Origin of the sequence: Streptomyces sp. Ac-502 (genome assembly GCF_045222935.1) — a bacterium.
Classification (GTDB): domain Bacteria; phylum Actinomycetota; class Actinomycetes; order Streptomycetales; family Streptomycetaceae; genus Streptomyces; species Streptomyces monomycini.
Genome location: NZ_JBHFFO010000001.1, coordinates 2,695,886 through 2,719,262, shown reverse-complemented (window position 1 = coordinate 2,719,262; position 23,377 = coordinate 2,695,886). Strand labels below are relative to the sequence as shown.

The window sequence follows — 23,377 nt, the reverse complement described above, 5'->3', positions numbered from 1 at the left end:
TCACGACATCGTCACGAACCGCTGGACGAGAGCGACCAGGAACACCAGCAGCAGCGGCAGGGTGAACCAGAAGGAACTCTGCATCCACCGCAGCTTGCGCACGCTCGGCGGCAGCGCCACCCGCACCACCTCGCGGGCCCCGAGCAGCAGGATCAGCGCGCCGGCGGCCAGCGCGCCGACGACCGACCACGACGTCCACGTGATGCGCGGTCCGGCCGGGCCGGGGTCCGGCTCGTCCACCGGGCCCGGCGGCTGCTGCTTGAGCTCGTACAGCGCGGCGTGCTCGTTGCTCATCACGCGCCGCAGTTCCGGGCGCTGGTCCAGGGCGGTACGCAGCCGCTGCTCCCAGGTGGCGGCGTAGCCCGAGCCGAGGCGCAGCGACTCCGCCTGGGCGCGGTTGACCATGAAGTAGGAGTGCGGCCCGGCCTCGCGCAGCGCGTCGACGACCGAGTCGGTGAGCACCGGGTCCCGCGGGGCGAGGACGGGGACGTACTGCACCCGTTCCATGTCCTTGGCGCCCCACGGTATGGCCGGTGTGACGTCGTTGACCGTGTCGTTGGACGGCCAGAGCAGCCGTGCCGTGGGCCGGTCGTGCGCGTAGACGTAGTCCATCGCGGCGACCTCGCCCGGCCGGACGCGCTCGAACGGCTCGTTGCCCCAGCGCGCCACCAGGAAGCCGGTCATCAGCACCACGCCGGTCAGCAGGGCGGCGAGCGGGCCCAGGCCACGGCGGGTGCCGGCGGCGCGCGGGAACAGCGCGAGCGCGCCGAGGACGCAGGCGCCGGGCAGCGCGAACATGAACACCCGCAGCGCCATCTCGCCGCCGTAGGACTGCATCCCGAAGGCGAGGAACGGGACGAAGGTCAGCACCAGCAGCGACCGTTCGGAGAATCCGGCGGCGCGCCGCCGCAGCACGCCCCAGCAGGCCAGCGCCAGCACCCCGCCGGCCAGCGCCACCCGTGCGTACAGCACCAGTTTGTGGGTGGTGTCGCCGGTGCCGATCCGGCCGGTGACGGACGAGGAGACATTTCCGCCGATGCCGCCCACGCCGCCGAACAGCTCGTCGAAGTGCCCGGACCAGTACGGCTCGGCGAGGAAGCCGATCCAGACCACGACCACCACGCCGAACAGCAGCGGCAGCCCGTACAGGGACGTCCGGCGCACCAGCACCAGGAAGGTCAGCACGCCCAGCATCACGAACGGCGTGAGCTGGTGGCCCGCCACGGACGCCGTGAACAGCAGGGCCAGTACGGCCAGCAGCGCGACCCGCTGTCCCCGCCCGGCGGGCGCGACCTCCGCCTCGCCGGGCCAGCGCTTGCCGCGCAGCACCCGCGGATCGCGGAACCACACCAGCAGGACCGCCGCGAAGACCAGATACAGCAGATACGTGAAGCCCTGCGGGGAGAAGTAGTCCTGGCCGACCCAGCCGCACAGCGCGAACAGCCACGCCGCGCTCCACTTCGCGCGCCAACCCGCCCGTACGGACTTCAGCAGCAGGAACACCGGAGCCAGGTACAGCAGTTGGATGGTCAGCGGCCACCAGCGCAGCACCTGGGTGAAGTCCGTGACACCGCACGCCTCGGCGAGGAACTGGGCTGCCGCGAAGAAGCCGGGCCAGCTCCAGCGCGCGTCCAGGTCCGGTACGGCGGTGCCGGTCCGGTCGATGTGGTCCAGGAAGCCCAGGTGCTGCCAGGCCGTCGGGAAGCGCGGCTCGGCCTCCAGGACGGCGGGCAGCGCGTGCAGGGCCACCACGGTCAGGATCAGTACGGCCGTCAGCAGGGCACGCCGCGGCCGGGACAGCCACAGGGCCGAGGCGAAGGCCAGTACGAGCAGGACGGCGCCCAGCAGGGTCGCCGTGGGCAGCACACTGATCAGGCCGAGCCCGCCCATCCGGTCCAGGTCCGCGTCGCCCATGCCGCGCAGCGGCAGCCAGAACAGCGCGAGGGCGGCGATCAGCAGCGCCCAGACGCCGAGGTCGGGGCGGTCGGACAGTCGGGCCGTGAGGCGGGTGCCGAGCGGGCCGGGGGCTGTGAGCCGGTCCTTGAGCGGGGCGGACGCGGCGAGCCGGGCGGCGGCGGGCGCGGCAGCGGGAGGGGCGGCGTCGGGGGACGCGGCGGCTGCGGCATCCGGAGCCGGGCCGGAGCGGTCCGGCGGCGCGTCGTCCGCCGTAGGCGCCGCGGCCGGTTCCGCCCGGAACATCTTCGTGGGCGCGGCGGGCGGGGCGGGCGCGACAGGCCCGGTGGCCACCGGCCGCTCCGTACCGCCGTCCCCACCGGCCCCGCCGTTCCTGCCGACCCCTACATCCCCGCCGACCCCGCCGTTCCCACCGTCCTGCGCCCAGGACGGCGCCGGCGGCCGGACGTCCGGCCGGCGTTCCATGTGGTCGAAGTCCACGTGCAGCCCCAGCGGCACCGTGTCCACGTCCCGCAGCGCCCGCTGCGCCCAGCCGGGCCGGTGCGGCACCGCGCCGTTCGCGCCGTCCGTACCGTCCGCCGCTTCCCGCGCGCGGTCCGGCATCGGCGGTACGGCGGTGTCCGGGCCGGGCGCCCGCGCGTCCCCGAGGTCGCCGTTGACCGCCAGGTCCGCCAGGTCCCCGTCCGGCGCCAGCCCTTCGGCGGGCGCCCGTGTCAGCGGCGCGGAGGGGTGCCCCTTGAGGATGCGGTACAGCTTGACGGACGCGATCGAGACGATCACCGCCAGGCTGGAGATCTCCGCGACGCCCGCGCCGGTCAGCCCCATCCGCGGCAGCAGCAGCACCGTCAGGCCGAGCACCAGGAGGCACAGCAGGCCCTGCATGTACGCCAGTCCGGACGTGCGGCTCTGGGCGCGCAGCACCGCGAAGTAGACCTCCATCACGACGCGCAGCGCGGCGCCCACCGCGAACCAGCGCAGCAGCGGGGTGGCGGCGTCCGCGTACCCCTGGCCGAAGACGGCGAGGATGTACGGCGCGCACACGAAGAGGAAGAGACAGACCGGGATCATGATCCGGGCCATCCGGCGCAGCGCGGCCCGGGTGTTCTCGGCCAGCCGGGCCGGGTCGTGCGAGCCCTCCACGGTCAGCGAGGCGCCCATGTTGATGGCGAGCAGGTTGACCGTGCCGCCGATGGTGGTGGTGATGTAGAAGTACGCGTTGTCGGCGGAGCTGACCTGGGAGGCGACCAGCACCGGCACCAGGTAGACGACGGCCAGCGAGAAGAGCGAGCCCGTGTAGTCGCCGGCCAGGAAGCGGCCCAGCTCGCGCAGGGACGGTGGCCGGGCGGTGCGTGCGGTGGCCTTCACGTGCCGGGGCACCAGCCGCCGGAACACCAGCCAGCCCAGCGGCAGCACGGACACCCCGATGGCGGCGACCCACGAGACGAAGACGCCCGCCAGCGGGATCGCCGTGGCGAACACGATCAGCAGCCCCAGCTTGACCGTCGAGAAGATCAGGTTGCCGACCGGCACCCACAGCGCGCTGCGCAGCCCGGTCAGCACCCCGTCCTGGAGGGTCAGCACCGACCAGGCGATCACCGCGACGACGAACCCGAGCCCGTGGACCGGCCCGTGCAGGAAGCGGTACGAGGGCCCCCACAGGTTCAGGGTGAGCAGGAAGACGGTCGCGGCGAGCGCGACGACCACCGAACTGCCCAGGTACGTACGGAGGACCAGCCGCCCGGTGGCCCGGCCGGCGATCGGGATGTAGCGGGCCAGCGCGCCGGTCAGCGTCAGCGAGGTCAGTCCCGCCAGCAGCTTCATCGCGGCGATGGCCGCCGAGCCCTGGCCGACCGCGGACTCCGTGTAGTACCGGGCCGCGATCAGCCAGAACCCCAGACCGAGCAGCCCGGAGATGCCGGTGTTCAGCATCAGCGCGTAGGCGTTGCGGAACAGCTGGCTGCCCCCGCCGCCCTTCCCGCCGGGCCCCAGGCCGCCGAACAGGCGTCGCCGCCCGCCCCCGGCCGGTTCCCGTTCCGTGTGCCGCTCGGTCCGGGTGGTCGTGTCAGACACGGCTTCCGTGCACCTTCCCCACTGCCTTGGCCGCCTGACGGGCCCTGCGGACCACGGCGTATCCCTTGGTGAGCGCCCGCTCCCGGGCGAAGTACCGGCCGACGGCCCGGCCCTCCACCAGCCGCGCGAACTCCTCGGTGGCGGTGTCACGCCGTACTGTCAGCCGGGTCAGCGCGTACGGGCCCTGGCAGCGGCCCGCCAGGGCGTTGTTCACCGCCAGCGACTGCCGGAAGCCCGCGCCGCGCACCGCCCGCCGCACCCGCCGGCTGGAATGACCGTAGGGGTAGGCGAACGACACCGGGGAGTGCCCAGTTCGTCGGCGACGAGGTGCTTGCAGCGGGTGACCTCGAACCACAGGCGGTCGTCGGACATCTGGTCCAGCTGCGGGTGGGTGTGGCTGTGTCCGCCGATCTCCATCCCGGCGGCGGCCAGTTCGCGCGTCTGGTCCCAGTCCAGCATGGTGTCCAGGGCGCCCCCGGTGTCGTACGGGCCGCGCAGCCAGCCGGTCGAGACGAACAAGGTGGCCGCGAAGCCGTGACGGGTCAGCGCGGGCAGGGCGTGCCGGTGCACGCCCTCGTAGCCGTCGTCGAAGGTGATCAGCACCGGCCGCTCGGGCAGCGGCCGGCCGCCCCGCCACGCCGCCCCCAGCTGTGCCGTGGTCAGCGGGGTGAAGCCGCGGTCGTCCAGCACGGCCATCTGCTCGGCGAACGCCCGCGGTGTCACGGACAGGTCCAGCGCGGCGGGCGAGGGCGCGTGCGCGATCGCGTGGTACATCAGGATCGGCACCGTCCACGGTGTGGTCATGCCACCGCCCCCTCGTTGCCCGGGGCCGCGGACCCGCCGCCCGCCCGGGAGGCCGCGGGGACCGTCGGCCCGTCCGGTTCGTGCGGGCCCGCGGGTTCCCGGGCCGTACCTCCCGTCCGGTCGTCCGGCACGGGTACCACCACGAAGCCGCTGTCACCCACCGTCCGCCGGTCGCGCCGCGCCCGCAGGCTGCCGAGCGCGTAGCCGAACGCGGTGGCGGACACCCCCGCGACGATCGCGCCCGCCCGGCCGGCGCCGCCGGGCCGCCGCAGCAGCGCGTCGCGCACACCGCGCGCGACGCCCGCCGGGAGCACCCGGGTCGCGTAGCGCCGTTCCGTCGACAGTCCGTCCCTGGCGCCCACGCTGCGCGTCACCAGCGCCTTGGACAGGCCCTCCGCGTACGTACGGGAACGGAAGTACGCGAAGCGCTCCCGGCCCGCCGGCACCCGGTGGTGGATCACCGACCGGTCGTCGACCAGCAGCACCGCGTCCGGCACGGCGTGGGCCAGCCGGATGCACAGCTCGGTCTCCTCGCAGCCCAGCGGCCGCTTCCCGGCGTCCCGGCCGATGCCGGTGGCGAACCCGCCGGCGATCTCGAACGCCTCCCGCCGGAAGGAGGCGTTGCCGCCCAGGACGTTGCGGACGCGGACGGTGTGCGGGCCGCCGGCGCCGGCGGGGAACAGCCCCCGGTACGCGCAGCCCACCACCCAGTCGAACTCCTCGGGGAACCAGGCCGGCCGGCGCCCGGAGGCCCACACCGGCTCGGTCCGGCCGCCGACGGCCAGCACCCGGGGATCGGCGTACCCCTCGGCGAAGTGCAGCAGCCAGTCGCGTTCGGCCACCGCGTCGTCGTCCAGGAAGGCAATCACCTCGCCGGTGGACTCCGCGACGCCGGTGTTGCGCCCGGCGGACAGGCCGCGCGGCCCGGCGTTGGCCAGTACGCGTACCGGGCCGTCCGGCCCGGGTGACGCGAAACGTTCCCTCAGCCGGTCCAGCAGGGCCGGATTGTGGTCGACCACGAGCAGGGTCTCGTGGGCCGGGTGGGACTGGCCGTGCACCGAGGCCACCGCGGCGAGGATGTCGTCCCAGCGGTCCTCGGTGTACGCGCAGACGACCACGGAGACGCGGACGCTCAAGACGCCTCTCCCGTGATCATGGCCGGGCGGGCGGGGCGCTTGCGGCGCGTGCTGCGCTCGCGCAGTATCACCTTCAGCACCCGGAAACCGTCGCGCACGGCCCGCAGATTGCTCACGCCGTGGATGCGGTTGTACTCGTGGCTGGGGATCTCCTGCACCTTCAGCCCGGCCTTGACCACGCGGATGTTCATCAGCGTCTCGACCTCGAACCCGTTGCAGTCCAGGGCGATCCGGTCCAGGCAGTGCCGCCAGAAGGCGTTGTAGCCGTAGCACAGGTCGGTGTAGCGGGCGCCGAACTTGGCGTTGACCACGGTGGTCAGCACCCGGTTGCCCAGCTTGCGCACCGGCGTCATGTCGTCGGTGCCGCCGCCGTTGGCGAACCGCGAGCCCTTGGCGAAGTCCGCGCCCCCCACCAGCGCGGAGACATAGCTGACGATCTCGGCGCCGTCCGCCGAGCCGTCCGCGTCGACCATCACGATGATGTCGCCGGTGCACGCGGCGAACCCGCTGATCAGGGCGTCCCCCTTGCCCTTGCCGCGCTGTTCGACGACCGTGATGTCCGGGCGCAGTTCGCGCGCGACCGCCACCGTGTCGTCGGTGGAATTCCCGTCCACCAGGACGACTTCGTGTATCCACTCCGGAAGTGTCTTGAAGACGTACGGGAGATTCTCCGCCTCGTTCATCGCGGGTATCACGACACTGACCGGCGGAGCTATGGCCAGGTGTGAGGAAACGGGGCGGTATTGCCCCTCCGTGCGCACCGGCGTCAACGGCTTCGGGCCCGTTTCCGCGGAGTGGAGAAATGAACTCATGAGTCTTTTTCCCTCTCGTCCGGTGGGCCGCCCACCCCCGGGCGGCCCGGATGGGTATCCGGTTCGAAAGGGGGTTCACACCCCGTTCAGGACGGCAAAGATCTTTTCGCCGGGTGAACAGGGTGAGCTGGCATGTGTGTTTCCGGCCGCGCGGCACGTGTCCCGATGATCGGCCTGGTTCTCGGCATGTGAAGATCGGACACGGCACCCCCTACCGCGCCCCGCCCCGGGCCCTGCCGCGGCGCTCCCGAGCCCTCCCCTGGAGCCGCCTCGCATGACGTGCCGGTGCGGGTGGTGTACGACGGTATTGATGACTGGGACTCTATGGCAATACCTCGACCTCGTATCCCGTTCTGGGTCATTGGCGGATATGGGACGGTCCATTGATCAGCCGCGCGACCGGATTCGGCCCATCCGTTTGAGGAGACGATCGGCCGGCTCGAACAATTCCGGCCGGGACACCACCGTGTTGCGCAATGCCCGCACCGGGACGCGGTGTGCGCGATGGTACAGCGCGACCGGATGACGGTGCCGTGACACCCATCCTTCGGAAACGGTCAGTTCACGCGTCTTGAGACAGTCCTTGTACTGTTTCTCACCGCGCCCCAGATCGACGTAGGAGATCCTTTCGGCGGCGGCCCCCTCGGCCATGCGCAGATGCAGCACCAGGCCGGGCGAGAACTTCGCGTACGCCGGGTCGTACGCGGGGAACCAGCAGGACAGCACCCGCTCGGAACGGATGCCGAAGTGCGCGGCCACCGGCGTGTCGCCCGCGTAGAGCACCGACAGCAGGCCGGCGAAGGACGTGGTACGGGTGTGGAAGAGCTGGTCGACGAGCTGGACGATCCAGGGGTGGGCGAAGCGGTCGCTACGGCCCGTCCTGCGGTACTGCGCCGACTTCCAGTCGAGCAGCCGGCGCAGCACGGCCGGGTCCCGTTCGTCGTGCACATACCGCACCGGGCCGATCTCCCGGCCCAGTTTGCGTTCCTTGGTCCGGGTCCGGCGGGTGAACTTGGGGGAGTTCTCCAGCAGCCACGCCAGGTACGCCTCGTACCCCCGGTCCAGGTCGATGACGGGGGAGGCGAAGCTGTGCACCGGCACCGTCTCGAACGGCTTCTGGCCCTCCACCAGGTGGTCGAACTCCAGCACCGACAGCCCGCAGGCCTGGAGCAGTTCGCGGGCGTCCCACTGGAAGCCGGGCCGGTGCACCAGGCCCTGGGCGTCGGAGACCCCCAGCCCGATCGCCCGCCCGACACCCAGCGCCGAGCGCTGGAAGGGCAGGAACGCGGCCGGTTCGCCGTCCTCCCGGATCACCGCGATGCGCACCCCGCGACGGCAGCGGCCGACGGCGAGGGCGAACTCGGGTGCGAGGAAAGGATTGGCCAGCTGAGGGGTGCCCAGCAGATGGGCCTGCGACTGCACCGTGCTCCACGCCGCCCGGTCGGTGCCGTTGAGTTCACCCGGGCGGTACACGCTGATGTCCACGTCAGTTCGTCCGACTTCCCCGTCCACGGGCGCCGCTGTGCCGGCGCCGCACGCTGACCCCTAGGAACACGATGCCGCTGAGCACGGTGACGGCCACCACCCCGCCCCGCGCCGACCAGATGTGCAGCGCGAGCATGGCCTGGGCGACCAGCAGGTCCACCGCGACGGCCGCGGCCCCCGCGACGACGGCCCTGCTCAGCGGGTCGAGGCGCCCCAGCGCGGTGGCGACGGCCGCGGCGGGCGCCAGCACCAGGAAGAAGAGGGTGCAGGGCGCGCGCAGCGGCGAGGCGATGTCGGCGAGCGCCAGGAAGGCGCCCACGCCTCCCACCGCCACGGCCGCCCCGGCCAGTACGGGTGCCGAGTCGGCGCGCAGCCGCCCGCCGCCCCGGCCGTCCGCGCCCGGCTCCGGGCCGCCCGGCTCCGGGCCGCCCGGCTCCGGGCCGCCCGGCTCCGGGCCTCCCGGACCGTCGTCTCCCGGACCGCCGTACGCGGGCCCGTCGGCGGCTCTGCCGCCGTCCGGTGTGTTGCCGTTGATGGTCTTGATGTGCATTGGCAGCTTTGCCCCCAGAACCGCCTGATGCCGGGCTTCAATGTCGCGCAGCGGGCGCGCGGGCGTCAAGACGCGAAGAAGGTGTGAACGGGCCATGTCCGGTGCGTGGTTGGACGCTTGACGCCATGTGGCGGAGAAGGGGCGCCGGAGGCGGGCCCGGCCCGGTCGCCGCGGTGCGGGGTTCCGGCGCACCGGTGCGCAGGTCGGAATGTGGGTATGTCATATACGCGTCATCCCGATGCCGTGACACGTCCACCGGGATCACCCGTGATTGTGAGAATGCGTGTCAACACTTCCCGTACCGGACGGGTCCTGCTACATCAGGGATGGCAGAGATCCTGCTCAGGGAGGTTCCATGAGACTGTCCCGACGCGCGGCGACGGCGTCCGCGTTCCTCGTCACCACGGCGCTCGCGCTCTCCGGCGCGAGCGCCGCCGTGTCCGCACCCCGCCCCAAGGCCGTCGACTACGTGGCCCTCGGCGACTCCTACTCCTCAGGCGTGGGGGCGGGCGGCTACGACAGCGGCAGCGGCTCCTGCAAGCGCAGCACCAAGGCGTACCCGGCCCTGTGGGCCGCCGCCCACCGACCCGCTTCCTACCACTTCACGGCCTGCTCCGGCGCCCGCACGGGAGATGTGCTGGCCAAGCAGCTCGCCCCGCTCACCTCCGGCACGGACCTGGTGAGCATCACCATCGGCGGCAACGACGCGGGCTTCGCCGACACCATGACCACCTGCGCCCTCCAGGGCGAGACCGCCTGCCTGAACCGCGTCGCCACGGCACGCGCCTACGTCAAACAGACGCTGCCCGGAAAGCTGGACCAGGTCTACGACGCCATCGACGGCAAGGCGCCCGCCGCCCGGGTCGTCGTCCTCGGCTACCCCCGCTTCTACAAACTCGGCGGCTGCTCCGTCGGCCTCTCGGAGAAGTCCCGCGCGGCGATCAACGCCGCCGCCGACGACATCAACGCCGTCACCGCCAAGCGCGCCGCCGACCACGGCTTCACCTTCGCGGACGTCAACAAGACCTTCGCCGGACACGAGATCTGCTCCTCGGCCCCCTGGCTGCACAGTGTGACCCTGCCCGTGGAGAACTCCTACCACCCCACCGCCGATGGCCAGTCCAAGGGCTACCTGCCCGTCTTCGACTCCGCCGCCTGACCCCGCCCCCACCCCCTCAGGAGAAGTCCCGCCCGCCGGGTGGGGCTTCTTCCCTATCCGGGGCCAGGGGCCAGGGGCCGCTGACGCTACGTCTGCGGGCTGCCGTCACCCGTGCCGGTCGCTCCGCCGTACGGCCCGCCGTCCGTGGCCCCGTCCGTGGCCGAGCCGGAGGAGGTCGTGGGAGCCGACGTGGTCGGCGCGGTGGTGGTGGGGTGTCCGGTCGACGGCGGCCGCCCGGTCGTACGGGGAGGGATGGTGGGGTAGGTGTGACCGGGCGAGGTGGTGCCGGGGTACGTACGGCCGGGAGTGGTGGCGGCCGGGGGAGTCGTGGCGGACGACGTGCCGCCGGAAGCCGACTGCCCCGGGGAAGCACCGCCGCCCGTCCCGCCGCCTCCGCCGTCGCCGGTGCTTCCTCCCGAGCCGCCGCCCGTCGTACTGCCCGGTGTACGGGCCGGTGTGCCGCCGTCGTCCAGCAGCGCGTACGCCACTCCGCCCGCCGCCAGCAGGGCGAGCAGCGCCCCCGCCATCAGCACCCGGACCGAGCGCCGCCGGCGCCGCTCGGCCTCCTGGTCGACCGCGGTCGTCGTCGTGGTGTCCCCGCCCGGCGTTCCGGCCGGCGGGCCCGGCATCGGCGTCGCGGGCCCGTACCCGTACCTGGCGGCCGCGTGATCGGCGGTGACCGTCGGCGGCTGACCGGGCGGCACCACGACCGTGGGCGTCGCGCCGCCGGCCGCCACCGCCTCCAGCATCCCCTGCGCCTCGGCCGCGTCCAGGCGCTCCCGCGGCTCCTTGCGCAGCAGCCCTTCCAGTACGGGCGCCAGCGGGCCCGCGCGGCGGGGCGGCGGCAACTCCCCGTCGACCACCGCGCGCAGGGTGCTCAGCGGGGTGTCCTGACGGAACGGCGAATGTCCCTCCACCGCCGCGTACAGCGTCACACCCAGCGACCACAGGTCCGATTCCGGACCCGCCTGCCGGCCCAGCGCCCGCTCCGGCGCCAGGAACTCCGGTGACCCGACCAGCTCGCCGGTCAGCGTCAGCGCGGCGGAGCCCGCCACCCGCGCGATGCCGAAGTCGGTCAGCACCACCCGGCCGTCGTTGGACAGCAGGACGTTGCCCGGCTTCACGTCCCGGTGCAGCACGCCCGCCGTGTGCGCGACCCGCAGCGCGGCCAGTACCTGGGCCCCGATGCCCGCGGCCCGGGCGGGCGCCATCGGGCCTTCCGCGTCCAGGGCCTCGGCCAGCGACAGCCCGCGCACCAGCTCCATGACGATCCACGGCCGCCCGCCCTCGGACACCACGTCGAAGACGGTCACCACGTTGCGGTGCGAGATACGGGCCGCGGCCCGGCCCTCCCGCTCCAGCCGCGTGTAGAGCAACTCCTCCTCGCGGCCCGTCAGGTCGCGCGGCGCCCGTACCTCCTTGACGGCGACCTCGCGGGCCAGCACCTCGTCCCGGGCCCGCCACACCACACCCATACCGCCCCGGCCCAACTGGTCGACCAGCCGGTAGCGCCCCGCCAGCAGCCGTCCGCCGTCCCCGCCGCCCAGCGGGCCGCCGGTTCCCGCACTGCCAGGACCCTCGCTCATGGACGAGCCCCCTCGCGAAAGAGCGATGCGGTGGAAACGTACCTCAACCGAGCGTTGTTGCCGCCCCCTTGAGCAACAATCCGCAGCCGAGCAGCAGGACGACGCCAGGTCCAGCACCTTCCGGGCGCCGTCGGCGTCGCCGTGCAGCTCCCGCACGTACGCGAGCCGGGTGAAGGCCGGGAGGCCGGGACGCACCGCGTCGGCGTGCCGCGCCGCCGCGAGCGCCGCGTCGTAGCGGCCCAGCTCGACCAGCGCGTCCACGCGGACCGCCAGCGCCCGCTCGCTGTACGGATTGACCGCGAGCGCGGCGTCCGCGTCCCGCAGCGCGGCACGGAAGTCGTGCCGCGCGGCGGCCAGCGCGCCCCGCCCCGCCAGCCCGGCGTCGTTCCCCTGCGGGCGCAGCGCCAGCGAGCGGCCGAGGGCACGTTCGGCCTGCGGGTAGCGGGTCGGGTCGCCGGTCGTCCGTGCCTGCTCGACGTAGGCGGCGCCGAGCTGCGCCCACCCGCGCCAGTCCCCGGGCCGCGCACGCAACTGCGTCTGGAGGGCGGTCACGGCGCCGGCCGTCGTGCCGCGGCCCACGGGGACGTCGGACGACGGCGGCGCGGGCACGAGGGCAGGTGCCCGGCCGCCGTCATCGCCCAGCGCGAGCCCGCCGACGGTGATCCCGCACGCGAGGAGCACGGTCCCGACGGCGGCGGCCAGCCGGCCGCGCACGCTCTTGGGCGCCTTGGGATGTTTCAACGTCCGGCCCTCGACCGCCGGTTGGCGCGCAGCCACAGCAGTCCGACGCCGACGAACACCAGTCCGGCGGCGCCCGCCGAAGCCGACGCGATCAGCACGGCGTCGTCGTCACCGGTACCGCTGTCCTGCGGCCGCAGGCCGGTCTGGAGGCGGGCGGACTGGTTCGACGAGCCCTGGCCGCTCCCGCTCGCGCTGTCGCCGCTGCCGCTCTTCCTGGCCGCCGGCCCTTCGGAGCCGGAGGTGGGCAGCGCCAGGTACGGGAAGGTCTTCCCGAAGGCCCGGTCGTTGGCGTCGACCGCGTCCCCCAGGTCGTTCTTCTGCCCGACCAGCTCGCCCTCGACGACCTGGAGCGAGATGTCCACGACGTCGTCGGTGAGCCGCCGGCCGTTCGGGTAGCCCGCGTTGTCCCCGTCCAGGACGCCGAGGCGCTTGGGCCGGCCGGTGGGCTGGACGGAGGTGTTCAGCCGCAGCGCCTCGGCGGGGCGGACGTCGGGCGGCTGGTTGAGCTTGGGCACGCCGGTCAGGAACGCCTGGACCAGGTCCTTGCGGGGCAGTGCCGGTGCCTTGATCCCGTAGATCTTCTCGATCAGCCGGGCCAGCTCGGGGTCGGTGACGTACTTCAGGAACTGCGCGTCGTTCCACGGCGCCGACGCGTTGAAGCGGTCCTTGTCCTTGAGCGGGACGACCAGTTCGTTGACGAGCGGGTTGGCCATCCGGGACACCTGGGACCAGCCGCCGGAGGCGTTCTTGCGCTGGGTGGTGGACCAGACGCCGATCACCGGCTGCGCGGCGGACTGCCGCAGGGTGCTGGTCGGCACCTGGAGGGCGACGGACTGCACGTTGTAGCCCGCGAGGGTGTCCCGGCCGACCTCCGAGAGGTCACCGCCGTACAGCAGGTCGAAGGCGCGGAGGTCCAGGAAGAACGGGTCGTCCGCCTGGCCCGCGAAGGACTTCGCGCCGCCCGCGACCGGGCGTACCGCCTGGTCCCGCAGCTTCTGGTAGTCCGGCATCGACGCCTTGCCGACGTTGGAGGGCGCGGCGATCAGGTTGTCCGCGGCCTTCGCGCTGGAGACCACCTTCTGGTCCTTCAGCCGCAGCAGGTCGATGTCGTACGTCTGGTAGAAGTTCAGGTCCTTGTCGTCGAGGGACGTGACCTGGCCGGTGTTGTGGAGGAACGTGTCACCGCTGCGGTAGTTGTCCTTGAAAGTCCAGCGGTAGATGAGGTCGCCCTGCCCGTCCCCGTCGCTGTCCACGTGCACGTCGTACTGGGCGTCGGTGGCGAACTTGTAGAAGTTCGGGCCGCCGGCGGGCTCCGCGAAGGGCCACCAGTTCACCGTCAGCGTGGTGGTGTCCGGCTTGTCGGGGCTCTGGTAGGCGTACACGTCCGTGGTGTCGTACTCGGGCTGCCCGGAGATCTGCGGCGCCTCCCGGTGGCTGGCGGCCTGCGCCGAGCGGAGCGAGAGCGGCCCCGCGGCCGCGCCGGCGATGCCGGCGGTGGCCAGCGAGCCGCACGCCAGTACGGCGACGGTCCGGCGGCTCGTGCGCCTGCCCTTCTTCCCGGGCTCCCACGGCCTGGGGTCCTGCACGTCCTGCGTGGTGGCGGTCATCGCCTCGGTCCTCCCCCTCGAACGGGCCGGACGGGCCGGCCTGGTCGCACCGGCACGGCGGCGCTTCTGCCGTACCGGTGCTCGGCGGCTATTCGGGGCCGCGCGCCCCGCGGATGGGTACGGATTTCGCGCGCCCCGAGAAACCGGGGCCCGCCGGACCGGACCGCCGCGCGTCTCGCCCCGAATCCACCCCGGCGGGACAATGACCGGTCGGCACGGGAACGGGGTGAGCCGCGTGGACTCCAGAACGGGTGCGGGGCGCGGCGCCGAGGTGCTGCTGCCCCTGATCGCGCGGGGTGACCACGGCGCTTTCGAAGAGCTGTACGACCTGGTGTCGCCCCCGGTCTTCGGCATGGCCCGGCGGGTGCTGCGGGACACCGCCCAGGCCGAGGAGGTGACGCAGGAGGTGCTGCTGGAGATCTGGCGGCGGGCCGGGCGCTACGACCCGGGGCGCGGCAGCGCGCTGTCGTGGATCCTCACCCTCGCCCACCGCCGGGCGGTGGACCGGGTGCGGTCGGCGCGCGCCGCGAGCGAGCGCGACGAACGGGCCGCGCGGCGGGGCGCGGTGGCCGTCTTCGACGAGGTGGCCGAGGAGGTCGAGGGCACCTTCGAGCGGGAGTGGGTACGCCGGTGCCTGGAGCGGCTCACCGCCTTGCAGCGGCAGTCGGTCACGCTGGTGTACTACGACGGCTACACGCACCGGGAGGCGGCGCGTCGGCTGGCCGTACCGCTCGGCACGGTCAAGTCCCGGCTGCGTGACGGGCTGGCGCGGCTGCGGGACTGCCTGGCGGGTGCCGTATGAGCCGCCGCCCGCCGTACACGGCCCTCCGGGAGGCGTGGCGCGCCGGGCGGCGGGGCGCGCACGCCCTGGCCGCCCCGTACGCCCTCGACGCCCTCGGCCCGCGCGAACGCCGCCGCTTCGAGCGGCACTTGCGCCGCTGCCCGGACTGCGCGGCCGAACTGCGCGTCCTCACCGAGGACGCCACCTGGCTCGCCCGCGCCGCCGCCCGCCCCGCACCCGACGACCTGCGCACCCGGGTGCTGGCGGCCGCCCTCGCCACCCCGCAGGAGGCCGTCACGGAACCGGAATCGGTTCCTCCGGCTGCGGGGCGTACGGCGCGTGCGGCGGAGACCGGCACCGGCACGGCGCGCGCCCGCCCGCGCCTGTCCGCCCGGCTCGGCCCCCGCGTCGCCGCCGCGGTCACCGCGCTGAGCCTCGTCGTCAGCGCGCTGCTCGCCCTTCAGCTCGCCCGTACGGACACCGAACTGGACCGGCAGCGCGCGGTGACCCAGGCCGTGAACGCCGTCCTGGCCGCGCCGGACGCGCTGGCCGTCTCCGGCCGCCCGATCGGCGGGCGGTCACTGAGCGCGGTCGAGTCGGTCACCATGAACCGGGCCGTGGTGAACGCCGCCGGACTGCCCCCGCCGCCCGACGGGTACGCGTACCAGCTGTGGCGGATGCGCGACGGCCTCGCGACCGCCCGCCCGGCCGCGATGCTGCCGTACGACCGCGGGTCCTGCACCGCGGGCCCCGCCGTCGTACGTGATCTTCGGCACGGCGGCGCCGGGCCCGCGGACCGGCTGGCGGTCACGCTGGAGCCGGCCGGCGGCTCCGCCAGGCCCACGACCTCGGTACTCAGCCAACTCGCCCTCGGTTGACAGTGATCCGTAAGGTGGCGTCAACGTCGGTGTGCGGGAGGTGAATACCGGTGACCGGGCCGCGCGCGTGTCGCGGGAGAGAGATAGGGTTACCCTGCCCGGGCCGGGTGCCCTCGTACGGGTGGGGAGTGTCATGGAACAGATAACAATGCGCAGCAGGCCACGAGTGCCTGCCATCAGTTGCGGGAGCGGCGCGTCCAGCGCGCGGCTCGACCGCCATCTCGCGGTGCTGGGCGGACCCGCCGTCCCGCACCGGGAGACGGAGGGCGCGACATCGTTGATGCAGGAGCTCACTGCTCGTGATCACCGGCGCAGCAGGACGAGCCGCGGCGCCAGGGTGTCGCTGTTCGCACCGCTGCGCAGGCTGCGTCGGTCGCTCTTCGGCGGCCACGGCCACGGCTGAGGTTCGGCCGGACGACACCGTTCCCGGTCCCTCAGGCGACCACACCGTCCCGGCGCAGCGCTGCTATCCGCTCGCTCGTCAGACCCAGAGCGCTCAGCAGCGCGTCGGTGTGTTCGCCGAGGGCCGGGACGTCCCCCATCACCGGCCCCGCACTTCCGGGCAGCGTGACCGGCGGCAGCAGCGCACGCAGCGGCCCCGCCGGTGAGCCCACCTCCCGCCAGCGGTCCCGCGCCGCGAACTGCGGATGCCCGGCCAGCTCCGCCACCCCGTTCAGCCGCGCACAGGCGATCCCCGCCGCCTCCAGCCGCCGTACGGCCTCCTCGACGCCCATCCCGGCCAGCACCTCACCCACCACGCCGTCCGTGGTGTCCCGGTTGGCGACGCGTGCCACATTCGTCGCGAACGCCGGATCCTCGGCCAGTTCGGGCCGCTCCAGCACCTGCCGCGCCAGCCGCTGCCACTCCCGGTCGTTCTGCACGGACACCAGCACCGGCTGCCCGTCCGCCGTCGGATAGGCGTTGTACGGCGCGATGACGGCGTGCGCGACCCCCGTGCGCGCGGGGGTGCGCCTCCGTACATCCCGAAGTACAGGGGATGCCCCAGCCACTCGGCCAGCGCGTCCAGCAACGCCACCTCCACCGGGCCGCCGCGCCCGGTCGTGCCGCGGCGCAGCAGCGCGGCCAGCACACCGGAGAACGCGTACATCGCCGCCGCGATGTCCGCCGCCGGTATCCCGGCCTTCGCGGGCTCCTCCGGCGTCCCGGTCAGCGAGACGAGACCGGCCTCGCACTGCACGAGCATGTCGTAGGCCCGCTTGTGCGCGTACGGGCCGTCGGGTCCGTAACCGGAGATGTCGACGGCGACCAAGCGCGGGTGCCGGGCGCACAGTGCCGCCGCGTCGAGCCCGAGGCGGGCGGCCGCGCCCTGCGCCAGGTTCTGCACGAACACGTCGGCGTCGGTGATCAGTTGTTCCAGCAGCGCGCGTCCGCGCGGGTCCTTCAGGTCCAGCGCCAGGGACTCCTTGCCGCGGTTGGCCCACACGAAGTGCGAGGCCAGACCGCGTACGGAGGTGTCGTAGGAACGGGCGAAGTCGCCGCCGTCCGGCCGCTCGACCTTGATCACCCGGGCGCCGAGGTCGGCGAGCTGCCGGGTCGCGAACGGCGCGGCCACGGCCTGTTCGACGGCGACGACGGTGATGCCCTCCAGGGGCGGCGGCTGTGGCGCGATGTGATCCATGGTCGGAGCACCTACCCGCCGCCGCGCGCCGGGCAACGCACCGGGCCGCACGGTCGCGTCACAGCAGCGTGCTACAACAGGGCGAACTGCCCCTCCGGGCCCTCCTCGTGGTGATCCAGGACGGAGGCCGGCCGGCGGGCGGCAGCGGGCGGCGGCAGCACCCCCGCCGCGCGCAGCTCGGACGTCTCGACGCGCGGTCCGTCCACCGTCCGCCGGTGCACGTCCTCCAGCGCCGGGCGCAGTTCGGCCGCCAGCGCCAGCACCGTGATCAGCTCCAGCAGTTCGGTGGTCCACTCCTGGGGCCAGGCGGCGGGACGTACCGCTTCCAGGCTGCCCGGCTCGGCCACCGCGGCCGTACGGCGCTCGAACCACGCCTCCAGCACGGGCACGCCGCCCGCCTCCGCCTCCCAGGCCGCCCGCGGCACGGGGAGACCCGGCCGGGCCCGAGGAGCAGCGCCTCCTCGTCCGGCAGGTAGGAGATGCCGTCGGGCAGTCCGCGGGCGGGCAGCGGAGCCCGTACGTAGGGCCGCCGGCCGCCGGGCATCCGAGGACGGTCACCGGCGCGCGCCCCGTACGCCGTCCCGGCACCCCGTGCGCCCCTCGTCTGGAGCCACAGCAGCCGCTCGCCCAGCCCGACCCCGTCCTCCCACACCCCGGCGTCGGCGGTCAGCGGCACGACGGCGCCGGACGGCTTGGACCGGGCGCTCGCCACCGTCCAGGCGAGCACCTCGGCGGCGCCCACCGGCCGGTACAGCCGCCGGGCCAGCAGCTCCGCCAGCCCGGGAGCCAGGTTCGGCTCGCAGCCGCCGGGCCGCCGGTAGAGCGGCCGGATGCGGCCGGGACGCCCGGCCGGTGACCGGCCGTCCGGCAGCAGCGCGGAGGCGACCAGGGCCGGTCCCTCCGTCTGCGGCACGTGCCCCAGCTCCACCACGAAGACCTGCCGCCCGTCCGCGACCCGCCACAACTCCGGCCGGGCGCTGTCGATCAGCCGGTGGTCGGGCAGCAGCCACTGCCGGTCGTACGGGCCGTGCAGGACGCGCACCGGCTCGGGACACGGCCCGCCGGTGTGCGCGAGCCGTCCGGTGGGCGTGGTCTGGCCGGGCAGCTGGGGCACGGCCGTGCGCAGCGTACGGGCGCGGCTGGGCCGGAACAGCCGCTCGCGCGCCGCGTCGTCCCCGGCCGCGTGCAGCGCCGCCCAGCGGGCCCGCAGCGTGGCGGCGTCCGGAGCCATCACCCAGCCGCGGCCGAGCCGCAGGGGCGCCGCCGACCAGGGCATCAGGTCGTCGAGCCGGGGCGCCGCCGCGAGCCTGCCGCCGCTCCCCGTGGCCTGTGTCACCGTCACGCGGTCGCCCTCCCTGGACCTGCAATGCGCTCGGTTCGCTGGGGGCATCGTAACGGCGGCGGCCGGAGGCGGTCTTTTGCGAGTGATCACCGAGGGGTACGGTCCAGGCCGTACGCCGTGCCGCGGTGCGCCCGTGCAGCGGAACGCCGTACGCCGCAGGCCCGGTCGTCAGAGCCCGGGCCCGGGCCGCCGCCGTCCGCCGGGAGGAGCGCCATGACCGCCACGCAGCTCACCGGGGCGCGGGCGGGAGCCCGGCTGGACCGGCTGCCGCCGTCCCGCTGGCACCGCCGCCTCACCTTCACCGTCGGCATCGGTGCCTTCTTCGACCTCTACGAGATCTTTCTCGGCGGGGTGCTGGCCGCGGTGCTCGCCGAGCGCTGGCACCTGGACCACACCGCGAAGTCCTGGGTGATCGCCGCGGGGTTCCTCGGCATGTTCGTGGGCGCCAATGTCCTGTCGGTGCTCGCGGACCGCTTCGGACGACGCCGGATGTTCCTGGTCAACCTGGGCGCGTACTCCCTGTGTTCGCTGCTCTGCGCCTTCGCGCCGAACGCCGAGTGGCTGATCGCCCTGCGCTTCCTGGCCGGGCTCGGCCTCGGCGCGGAACTCGTCCTGGTGGACACCTACCTCGCCGAGTTCCTGCCGCGCGCGGTCCGCGGCCGCTACATCGCCTGGGCCTACACCTTCGGCTTCCTCGGCGTGCCGGTGGCCGCCTTCGTCGGCGCGCGCCTGGTGGCCACGCGTGAACTGTTCGGCGTCGAGGGCTGGCGCTGGCTGCTGGTGGCGGGCGCCCTGGGCGCGGCGTTCATCCAGCTCATGCGCGCCCGGCTGCCCGAGTCGCCGCGCTGGCTGGTCGTGCACGGCCGTGAGGAGGAGGCCGCGCGGATCGTCACGGACATCGAGGAGCGCGTCGCGCGGGAGACCGGCGAGACCCTGCCGTCGGTCGCGGTGGAGGCGGAGGTGCCGCAGCGCCGCGTCCCGCTGGGCGAGATGTTCCGCGGCGACCACCGGCGGCGCACCCTCATGTGGTGGCTCTTCCAGGTGCTCCAGACCGTCGGCTACTACGGCTTTGGCTCGCTGGCGCCGGTCGTGCTGACCGCCAAGGGCCACACCGTCACCGCGTCACTGAGCTACGCCGCGCTCAGTTTCTGCGGCTATCCGATCGGTTCGGCCCTGTCCGTACCGCTGATCGACCGGATCGAACGCAAGACGCTGATCATCGCCGCCGCGCTGGGCATGGCCGGGTGCGGCCTGGCCTTCGGCTTCGCCGACGCGGACTGGCTGATCGTGAGCGCCGGCTTCGCGCTGACCGTGTGCAGCAACGTCTTCTCCAACGCCTTCCACGTCTACCAGACCGAGATCTTCCCCACCGGCCTGCGCAGCAGCGCCATCGGCATCGCCTACTCGCTGTCCCGGCTCACCTCGGTGATCCTGCCGTTCGTCGCGCTGACCGTGCTGGCGGACCTCGGGCCCGGCGCCGTCTTCACTGGCTCGGCGGTACTGATGGTGCTGCTGTGCCTGGACGTGGCGCTGCTGGGGCCGCGCAGTACGGGGCGCAGCCTGGAGCGGATCTGAGGATCCGAGGAGCTGCGAGGGCGTCTGGAAGGCGGGCGGGCCGGCGCACCGGCACCGCCCGCGGCGATCAGAGAATGACCTGGTCCGAGCGGGTCTCCAGGCGGGCGATCGCCTTGCGGCAGGCGCCGGAGAACTTCTTGAACTCGTCGTTGGTGCTGCCGGGACGCCCGTCCATCGTGTCCTTGTCGAAGAAGGACGCGCGCAGTTCGGTACTGAGTTCCAGCTGGCCGCCCTTGCCGAGCATGGTGCGGTTGCAGGGGTTGGCGGGGTTGACTCCGGCCAGGTCCGGGAAGTCGTCGCCATCCACCGTCTTGAAGTGCTTGCCCAGCTCCTCGTGCAGCAGCTTCTTGAAAGCGGCGTTAAGGCCGCCGACCACGACCACCTTGGGGTCCTGGCCGCCGCGTACACCGGCCTGCTCAGCGGTGCAGCCGTGCAGGCTCAGGACGTTGAGGCTGGAGGCCGCCATGGAGAGCGCGACATGGTCGTCGCAGTGCTTCGCGGTGACGTGCAGGTCGCGGTTGGATCCCAGGTTCATGCTGGGCAGCCGCAGCCCCTCGAACATCCAGTAGTCGTACACCGGCTCGCCCGGGAAGAGTGCCGCCAGGGTGTCGGGCAGGTAGCCCGCTATGCCCAGGCACAGCTCGGAGGTGCCCTTCTCGATGCCGCCGCCGTGCAGCGCCATGATGGTCGTGCGGTGGTACGGGTGTCTTTCCCCCGCTCGTTGTCGAGCAGCTCGTGCCGTCTGTAGCGGCGCGCGAACTGGATGCCCTCCTGGCCGGAGAGCTTCTTGTACAGATCTGTGTTGGTGTCGTACACGTCCTTGTCGGACGTGGCATGGGCCAGGGGGCTCCCAGGCCCGTCATCAGCGGGGTGCTGCTGAGGGCTGCCGCGCCGAGCGCGGCGGTGAGGACCGTACGACGGTTGATGGGTGACATGTCGCACATCTTCACCTGCCGCTCCGTCGGCGCCTCCACCGGGGTGGCCCATCGCGGGCCGAAGGCCGGATCAGTGCGCGTCCAGCGTCACCGTGAAGGAGAACCGGTCGCCCCGGTAGTGGATCAGGGCGACGTCCACCACCCGTCCGTCCTGGTCGTAGGTGATGCCCGTGTAGTGCAGGATCGGGCTGAGCAGCGGCACCTGGAGCAGCCGGGCGGTCTCCGGGTCGGCCAGCCGCGCCTCGACCGTGTCCGTGATGCGGGCGATGGCCACGCCCACCGCGTCCCGCAGCACCTTCGTCATCGGCCAGCGCTCCAGGTCCGCGGGGTCCACGCGGGCGGCGACGTCGGGGTGCAGGAAGTTCCGCGCGTGGTTCGTCGGCTCGCCGGTCCTCGCGTCGCCGCGCAGCCTGCGGTACGCGGTCACCTCCGCCAGGCCGGGGAAGTACTCCGCCAGCTCGGACGGCACCGCGGCGGCCCGTGCCCCAGCAGTTCGGTCCGCATGCCGGACTGCTGGGCCACGATCGCGTCCACCGAACCGAGCAGCCGCACCGGCGCCCCGCGCCGCGCGCTCGGCTCGATGAACGTGCCGCGTCTGCGGTGCCGGCTGATCAGCCCCTCCGTCTCCAGCTCCTTGAGCGCCTGGCGCATGGTCAGCACGCTCACGCCGTAGTGCGCGGCGAGCGCGTCCTCGGTCGGCAGGCGCAGCGGGGCGCCGGGGGAGCGGCCGAGTATGGACGCGCGCAGCGACTGCGAGACCTGGTACCACAGCGGCAGCTTGCGGTTCAGGTCCAGCGAGTCGGGGGCGAAGGTGGTCACGACGACTCCGTATCAGGGGCCGGACGGTGCCCGGCCGGCTCTGTGCTCGCAGGGACCGGACGGTGCCCGGTCAGCCCGGTCAGCCCGGTCAGCCCGGTGCGCTCAGGGGCGGAAGTGGCGCTCAAGACCCTGCCACACACCGTCGTAGCCGCTCTGCAGGTGGTCGGCGCCGGCCGCCTGCCCGGTGAGGGTGACCGGCCAGCGGGTCTCGAACATGAACGCCAGCCCGTCGTCGATCTTCTGCGGCTTCAGCTCCGCCGCGCTCGCCCGGTCGAAGGTCTCCCGGTCGGGGCCGTGCGCGGACATCATGTTGTGCAGCGAGCCGCCACCGGGGACGAACCCTTCCGCCTTGGCGTCGTAGGCGCCCTCGACCAGCCCCATGTACTCGCTCATCACGTTCCGGTGGAAATAGGGCGGCCGGAAGGTGTCCTCGCCGACCAGCCAGCGCGGCGCGAAGACCACGAAGTCCACGCCCGCCAGGCCCGGGGTGTCGGACGGCGAGGTCAGCACGGTGAAGATCGAGGGGTCCGGGTGGTCGTAGCTGATCGAGCCGATGACGTTGAAGCGGCGCAGGTCGTAGACGTACGGGACGTGGTTGCCGTGCCAGGCCACGACGTCCAGCGGCGAGTGGTCGTACGTCGCCTTCCAGAGGTTGCCGCAGAACTTGTTGACGATCTCGAAGGAGCCCTCCTCGTCCTCGTACGCGGCGGTCGGCGCGAGGAAGTCCCGGGCGTTGGCCAGTCCGTTGGCACCGATCGGGCCGAGGTCGGGGAGCTGGAAGGGCTGTCCGTAGTTCTCGCAGACGTAGCCGCGCGCGGTGGCGTCGAGCAGTTCCACGCGGAAGCGGACGCCGCGCGGGATCAGCGCGACGTGCCCCGGTTCGGCGCGCAGCAGGCCCAGTTCGGTACGGATCAGCAGGCCGCCGTGCTCGGGCACGATCAGCAGTTCGCCGTCCGCGTCGCTGAACACCCGGCGTTCCATGGAGGCGTTGGCGTGGTAGAGGTGGATCGCCATGCCGGTGCGCTGGGTGGCGTCGCCGTTGCCGCCCAGGGTCCACAGACCGGCCAGGAAGTCGGTGGGGGCCTCGGGCGCGGGGAGCGGGTTCCAGCGCAGGCGGTTGGGGTCGGGGGCGGTCTCGGTGAAAGGGGCGCCGCGCAGTGCGCCGTTGTCCGTCCGTGTGAACGCCGGGTGCGCGGCGGACGGGCGGACGCGGTAGAGCCACGTACGGCGGTTGTGGGCGCGCGGCTCGGTGAACGCCGAACCGCTCAGCTGCTCCGCGTACAGGCCCAAGGGCGCGCGCTGCGGGGAGTTGCGGCCCACCGGGAGGGCGCCGGTGACCGCCTCCGAGCTGTGCTCGTTGCCGAATCCCGAGGAGTACGCGAGCCCTTCGGCCGTCTTCCTCGCCCGCTCGTTGCCCGTGCCTGTCATCGCGCGCTCCCGCCGCTCAAGGGGATCCAGTAATCCTATGGAGGACCTTAGGATTGCGGACCCGGCCCGTCAACGGAGACTCTCGGCCACGTCCGGCACGCCGTACGCGGTGCCGG

Annotated in this window: 13 protein-coding genes and 5 pseudogenes; 5 read left to right on the top strand and 13 right to left on the bottom strand. The window is 73.4% G+C overall.

The genetic code is table 11. The features are described 5' to 3' along the window. The 6 genes and pseudogenes from ACEXOX_RS12265 to ACEXOX_RS12240 form a co-directional block, all read right to left on the bottom strand. Window positions 1-3,984, bottom strand: a complete 3,984-nt coding sequence (locus ACEXOX_RS12265; protein WP_406520500.1) for a lipopolysaccharide biosynthesis protein — start codon at window positions 3,982-3,984, stop codon at window positions 1-3. Continuing rightward, window positions 3,977-4,788: pseudogene (locus tag ACEXOX_RS12260) on the bottom strand (polysaccharide deacetylase family protein). The gene ACEXOX_RS12265 and the pseudogene ACEXOX_RS12260 overlap by 8 nt, the downstream one beginning before the upstream one ends. Further along, window positions 4,785-5,924, bottom strand: a complete 1,140-nt coding sequence (locus tag ACEXOX_RS12255; RefSeq protein ID WP_406520499.1) for a glycosyltransferase family 2 protein — start codon at window positions 5,922-5,924, stop codon at window positions 4,785-4,787. Before ACEXOX_RS12255 ends, ACEXOX_RS12260 begins: the two are co-directional and overlap by 4 nt. Continuing rightward, window positions 5,921-6,736, bottom strand: a complete 816-nt coding sequence (locus ACEXOX_RS12250) for a glycosyltransferase family 2 protein (protein ID WP_406520498.1) — start codon at window positions 6,734-6,736, stop codon at window positions 5,921-5,923. Before ACEXOX_RS12250 ends, ACEXOX_RS12255 begins: the two co-directional genes overlap by 4 nt. Before the next feature lie 387 nt (window positions 6,737-7,123). Continuing rightward, the gene (locus tag ACEXOX_RS12245; protein WP_406520497.1) at window positions 7,124-8,221 is read right to left on the bottom strand and encodes a GNAT family N-acetyltransferase; all 1,098 of its coding nucleotides are present in this window, start codon (window positions 8,219-8,221) and stop codon (window positions 7,124-7,126) included. A 1-nt stretch (window position 8,222) separates the two neighbouring features. Then, window positions 8,223-8,771 carry a hypothetical protein gene (locus ACEXOX_RS12240; protein WP_406520495.1) on the bottom strand — a complete coding sequence of 183 codons (549 nt, stop codon included), beginning with the start codon at window positions 8,769-8,771 and terminating at the stop codon, window positions 8,223-8,225. A 355-nt stretch (window positions 8,772-9,126) separates the two neighbouring features. Between ACEXOX_RS12240 and ACEXOX_RS12235 the strand changes: the two genes are divergently transcribed. Then, entirely contained in the window at window positions 9,127-9,930 is an 804-nt protein-coding gene (locus tag ACEXOX_RS12235) for an SGNH/GDSL hydrolase family protein (RefSeq protein ID WP_406520494.1), read from the top strand. Window positions 9,931-10,016: 86 nt separating this feature from the next. Here ACEXOX_RS12235 and ACEXOX_RS12230 read toward each other — a convergent pair whose 3' ends face one another. Together ACEXOX_RS12230 and ACEXOX_RS12225 are read right to left on the bottom strand one after the other, a co-directional pair. Continuing rightward, window positions 10,017-11,516 (bottom strand): serine/threonine-protein kinase, encoded by a 1,500-nt coding sequence (locus tag ACEXOX_RS12230; RefSeq protein WP_406526314.1) that lies wholly within the window; start codon window positions 11,514-11,516, stop codon window positions 10,017-10,019. A gap of 737 nt (window positions 11,517-12,253) precedes the next feature. Continuing rightward, window positions 12,254-13,864 (bottom strand): DUF4331 domain-containing protein, encoded by a 1,611-nt coding sequence (locus ACEXOX_RS12225; protein WP_406520493.1) that lies wholly within the window; start codon window positions 13,862-13,864, stop codon window positions 12,254-12,256. A gap of 202 nt (window positions 13,865-14,066) precedes the next feature. Here ACEXOX_RS12225 and sigK point away from each other — a divergent pair, with 202 nt between their 5' ends. The 3 genes from sigK (at window position 14,067) to ACEXOX_RS12210 (ending at window position 15,926) form a co-directional block, all read left to right on the top strand. Further along, the gene (sigK, locus tag ACEXOX_RS12220) at window positions 14,067-14,666 is read left to right on the top strand and encodes an ECF RNA polymerase sigma factor SigK (RefSeq protein WP_406520491.1); all 600 of its coding nucleotides are present in this window, start codon (window positions 14,067-14,069) and stop codon (window positions 14,664-14,666) included. After that, entirely contained in the window at window positions 14,663-15,523 is an 861-nt protein-coding gene (locus ACEXOX_RS12215; protein ID WP_406520489.1) for an anti-sigma factor, read from the top strand. Before sigK ends, ACEXOX_RS12215 begins: the two co-directional genes overlap by 4 nt. Before the next feature lie 133 nt (window positions 15,524-15,656). Further along, a complete protein-coding gene (locus tag ACEXOX_RS12210; RefSeq protein WP_033039582.1) occupies window positions 15,657-15,926 on the top strand; it encodes a hypothetical protein in 270 nt (89 codons plus the stop codon). 31 nt (window positions 15,927-15,957) lie between these two features. On the opposite strand, the pseudogene ACEXOX_RS12205 reads toward ACEXOX_RS12210, so the two are convergent. Both ACEXOX_RS12205 and ACEXOX_RS12200 read right to left on the bottom strand, forming a co-directional pair. Further along, window positions 15,958-17,162 (bottom strand): annotated as a pseudogene (locus ACEXOX_RS12205) (CaiB/BaiF CoA transferase family protein). A 71-nt stretch (window positions 17,163-17,233) separates the two neighbouring features. Then, a pseudogene (locus ACEXOX_RS12200) lies at window positions 17,234-18,438 on the bottom strand (type ISP restriction/modification enzyme). Window positions 18,439-18,717: 279 nt separating this feature from the next. On the opposite strand from ACEXOX_RS12200, the gene ACEXOX_RS12195 reads away from it, so the two are divergent. Next, complete coding sequence (locus tag ACEXOX_RS12195; protein ID WP_406520487.1) at window positions 18,718-20,079, top strand: MFS transporter; 1,362 nt, start codon at window positions 18,718-18,720, stop codon at window positions 20,077-20,079. A 67-nt stretch (window positions 20,080-20,146) separates the two neighbouring features. On the opposite strand, the pseudogene ACEXOX_RS12190 reads toward ACEXOX_RS12195, so the two are convergent. From ACEXOX_RS12190 to hmgA, 3 genes and pseudogenes are all read right to left on the bottom strand, one after another. Further along, window positions 20,147-21,014 (bottom strand): annotated as a pseudogene (locus tag ACEXOX_RS12190) (poly-gamma-glutamate hydrolase family protein). Window positions 21,015-21,084: 70 nt separating this feature from the next. Then, window positions 21,085-21,833 (bottom strand): annotated as a pseudogene (locus ACEXOX_RS12185) (GntR family transcriptional regulator). A gap of 102 nt (window positions 21,834-21,935) precedes the next feature. Beyond that, complete coding sequence (gene hmgA, locus ACEXOX_RS12180) at window positions 21,936-23,261, bottom strand: homogentisate 1,2-dioxygenase (protein WP_406520486.1); 1,326 nt, start codon at window positions 23,259-23,261, stop codon at window positions 21,936-21,938. Window positions 23,262-23,377 lie beyond the last annotated feature (116 nt).